The 3974-nt window shown below is 70.2% G+C and carries 5 protein-coding genes; all 5 read left to right on the top strand.

What is annotated here, in order from left to right; all coding sequences use genetic code 11:
* On the top strand, positions 1-666 hold a 666-nt coding region (gene rfbF / locus JNL41_RS22520), incomplete at its 5' end, for a glucose-1-phosphate cytidylyltransferase (RefSeq protein WP_293478527.1).
* The gene (rfbG, locus tag JNL41_RS22515; RefSeq protein WP_293478526.1) at positions 654-1727 is read left to right on the top strand and encodes a CDP-glucose 4,6-dehydratase; all 1074 of its coding nucleotides are present in this window, start codon (positions 654-656) and stop codon (positions 1725-1727) included. The genes rfbF and rfbG, both read left to right, overlap by 13 nt.
* 8 nt (positions 1728-1735) lie before the next feature.
* Positions 1736-2977 carry a class I SAM-dependent methyltransferase gene (locus JNL41_RS22510; RefSeq protein ID WP_293478525.1) on the top strand — a complete coding sequence of 414 codons (1242 nt, stop codon included), beginning with the start codon at positions 1736-1738 and terminating at the stop codon, positions 2975-2977.
* Complete coding sequence (locus JNL41_RS22505; protein ID WP_293478524.1) at positions 2974-3504, top strand: dTDP-4-dehydrorhamnose 3,5-epimerase family protein; 531 nt, start codon at positions 2974-2976, stop codon at positions 3502-3504. Before JNL41_RS22510 ends, JNL41_RS22505 begins: the two co-directional genes overlap by 4 nt.
* Before the next feature lie 45 nt (positions 3505-3549).
* Positions 3550-3974: hypothetical protein (locus JNL41_RS22500; protein ID WP_293478523.1), on the top strand; the 425-nt coding region annotated here is incomplete at its 3' end.

Below are 3974 nucleotides of genomic sequence, written 5' to 3'. Positions count from 1 at the left end.
TGGCACATCATGAAGCTGTATTCGTCCTACGGCTTCAACGACTTCGTCGTCTGCCTGGGCTACCGCGGCTATGTGGTGAAGGAGTATTTCGCCAACTACGTGCTGCACAATTCCGACCTGACCGTCGACCTGAAGTCGGGCGACGTCGAGTACCACGCCACCAAGCACGAGCCCTGGAAGGTGACCCTCGTCGACACCGGCGCCGAGACCATGACGGGCGGCCGGCTGAAGCGCGTGGCGAAGTACCTGCCGGCCAACACGCCCTTCTTCATGACCTACGGCGACGGCGTGTCCGACGTCGACCTGAAGGCGCTGGCCGAGTTCCACAGGCGCCACGGCAAGGAAGCCACCATCACCGCCGTCGCCCCGCCCGGCCGCTTCGGCGCGCTGGAGATCAACGACGGCCGCGTCGACCGCTTCGTCGAGAAGCCGCCGGGCGACCAGGGCCTGATCAACGGCGGCTTCTTCGTGCTGAACCCGTCGGTCATCGACCGCATCGACGGCGACCCCACCATCTGGGAGCGCGAGCCGCTGGAGGGCCTGGCCGCCGACGGCGAGCTGATGTCGTACCGCCACGACGGCTTCTGGGCCGCCATGGACACGCTGCGCGACAAGAACATCCTCGAAGCCCTCTGGGCCTCCGGCGAGGCGCCATGGCGGCGGTGAAGGGGGCGGCGCCGAACGCCGGCTTCTGGACCGGCAAGCGCGTCCTGCTGACCGGCCACACGGGCTTCAAGGGCGCGTGGGCCGCGATCTGGCTGACGCGTCTGGGCGCCGAGGTCACAGGCGTGGCGCTCAAGCCCGACCAGAAGCCGAACCTGTTCGACCTCGCGGGCGTGGGCGCGCTGGTCGAGTCGCACCTCGCCGACATCCGCACGCCCAGGGCGCTCCACGCGGCCCTGGCCGGCCGCGAGTTCGACATCGTGCTGCACATGGCCGCGCAGGCGATCGTCCGGACCTCCGTGGAGGACCCGATCGGGACGTTCGCCACCAACGTCATGGGCACGGCGAACCTGCTGCAGGCGCTGCGCGGGCAGGCGGGCCTCGAGGCCGCGCTCGTGATCACCTCGGACAAGGTCTACGCCAACAACGATTCCGGCCGCGCCTTCGTCGAGGGCGACAACCTGGGCGGCAAGGACCCGTACTCGGCGTCCAAGGCGGCGGCCGAGATCGTCGTGCAGAGCTTCGCCAGGAGCTACTTCCCGACCGTCCCGGTGGGCTCGGCCCGGGGCGGCAACGTGATCGGCGGCGGCGACTTCTCGCGCGACCGGCTGGTGGCCGACATCGTGCGCGCCGCGCGGGGTGGGGAGGCCGTGGTCCTGCGCCATCCCGAGGCGACACGGCCGTGGCAGCATGTGCTGGACTGCCTCGCCGGCTACTTCACCCTGATCGAGGCGCTGGCCACCCGGCCCGACGCGCCCCGCGCCATGAACTTCGGCCCGCGGCCCGGCGGCCCGGAGGTCACGGTCGGCGAACTCGCGACGCTGGGCGTCGAGGCGCTCGGCGGCAAGCCGTGGATCCACCAGCCCGACCCTACGTCGCTGGAGGCCAAGGCGCTGGCCATCGACGCCGGCCTCGCCCGGCGCACGCTGGGCTTCGAGAGCCGCCTCGACGCGCCGCAGGCCGTGGCGCTGACCATGGACTGGTACGCCCGCGAGGCGGCCGGCGAGTCGCCGCTCGGCTTGTGCGTCGAGCAGATCGAGGGCTACGAAGCCCTCGCGAACTGAGATCCGGAATGTCGACCCCCACCTGCCGCTTCTGCCGCGCGCCGCTGACGCGCACCTTCCTGGACCTGGGCCTGCAGCCGCTGGCCAACAGCTACCTCACGCCCGAGCAACTGGCGGCGGGGAACGAGCCGGTCTTCCCGCTGCACACCCGCGTCTGCGATCGCTGCTTCCTGGTGCAGGCCGACCATGACGTGCCGGCCGAGGCGATCTTCGACGCCGGCTACGCCTATTTCTCGTCGTTCTCGCCGGGCTGGGTGGAGCACGCGCGGCGCTACGCCGAGGCGATGACCGAGCGCTTCGGGCTGGGGCCGGAGTCCCTCGTCGTCGAGGTGGCCAGCAACGACGGCTATCTGCTGAAGCACTTCCTGGCGAAGGACATCCCGGTGCTGGGCATCGAGCCCACGGCCAACACCGCCGAGGCCGCCCGCGCCATCGGCGTGCGGACGGACGTGACCTTCTTCAACGCCGAAACCGGCCGGACGCTCGCGGTCCGCGGCGACCGCGCCGACCTGATGGCGGCCAACAACGTGCTGGCCCACGTGCCCGACCTGAACGCGTTCGTGGCCGGCTTCCCCCTCGTGCTGAAGCCGCAAGGCGTGCTGACCTTCGAGTTCCCGCACCTGCTGAACCTGATCGAGAAGGTGCAGTTCGACACGATCTACCACGAGCACTATTCGTACCTGTCGCTGGTCGCCGTGGAGCAGGTCCTGAACGCCCATGGCCTGAGACCTTTCGACGTTGAACTGTTGACCACCCACGGCGGCTCGCTGCGGCTCTTCTGCTGCCATGGGGCGGCGGGATACGAGGAAACCGAGGCGCTTCGGGCGCTCCGGGCGACCGAGTCTGCGGCGGGCCTCGACCGCATCGAGACCTACGAGGGCTACACGGCCCGCGTCGAAGCCGTGCGCGACAGTTTCCTGCGGTTCGTCAAGGACGCCCGGGACGACGGCAAGGCGATCGCCGCCTACGGCGCCGCGGCCAAGGGCAACACCTTCCTGAACTACTGCGGCGTGACCCGCGACGACATCGTCGAGGCCTACGACATGAACCCCGCCAAGCAGGACCGCTACCTGCCGGGCAGCCATGTCCCGGTCCGCAGCCCCGAGGCGGTGAAGGTGACGCGCCCCGACTACATCCTGATCCTGCCCTGGAACCTGAAGGACGAGATCACCCGGCAGCTCGCCTTCATCGCCGACTGGGGCGGCCGCTTCGTCGTGGCCTCGCCCGAGACCAGGGTGCTTGAAGGTTGAAGTTCTCGCGCACCAGGCTGGCGGGCGTGTTCCGCGTCGCCGCCGAGCCGCATCGCGACGCGCGCGGCGCCTTCGCGCGCCTGCACTGCCCCGACGAATTCGCCGCGGCGGGCGTCGCGTTCGAGCCGGCCCAGACCAGCCTCTCCTGCAACCCGCACGCCCTCACGCTGCGGGGCATGCACTATCAGGCTCCGCCCTACGCCGAGACCAAGCTGGTGCGCGTCACCCGCGGCCGGGCGTTCGACGTGGCGGTCGACCTGCGGCCCGGGAGCCCGACCCACCGCCAGTGGATCGCCGAGGAGCTGTCGGCCGACAACCTGATGGCGCTGTTCATCCCGGAGGGCGTCGCCCACGGCTTCCTGACGCTGGAGGCCGACACCGACGTGCTCTACCAGATCGCGCCCACCTACAGCGCCGGCCACGACGCTGGGGTCCGCTGGGACGACCCGGCCTTCGCCATCGCCTGGCCGCACACGCCGCAACTGATCTCCGAGCGCGACGCCCGCTACCCCGACTACCGGGGCTGAAGCGTTGTCTGCTAGAGAACCGACCAACCGAAAGACGTAGATTCCATGGCTAACGACAAGGCGCTCGAAGCCCTCGCCCTGATCGGCGGCAAGGCCGACTGGCGCGCCGCCTTCATCCGCCAGCTCATCGCCTTCGAGCACGCGATCGACGCGCCCGGCGTCGACGTGCGCGAGACCCTGACCGGCCCGCTGGTCGATGCGCTCTACGACGACGACCAGGTGGTGCGGAAGACGCTCTCCAGCGGCGTGACGTTCGAGTTCCTCTACCGCTCCAAGATCGCCCGCGACTTCGTCATGTCCGAGCCCGAGGCGCCCGACCACGCGTGGGAGCCGATGACCAGCCGCATCCTGGTCGATCTGGCCAGGGGCGCGAAGAACGTCGTCATCGGCGGCGCCTACTTCGGCGACCACGCCGTGCTGATCGCCCGCGAGATCGCCGGGAACGGCGGCGTCGTCCACGCCTTCGAGCC

The sequence above is a fragment of the Phenylobacterium sp. genome (genome assembly GCF_016793285.1).
Classification (GTDB): Bacteria; Pseudomonadota; Alphaproteobacteria; order Caulobacterales; family Caulobacteraceae; genus Phenylobacterium.
The sequence above is the reverse complement of the archived record's forward strand: the minus strand, read 5'-3'. Positions and strand labels throughout refer to the sequence as shown.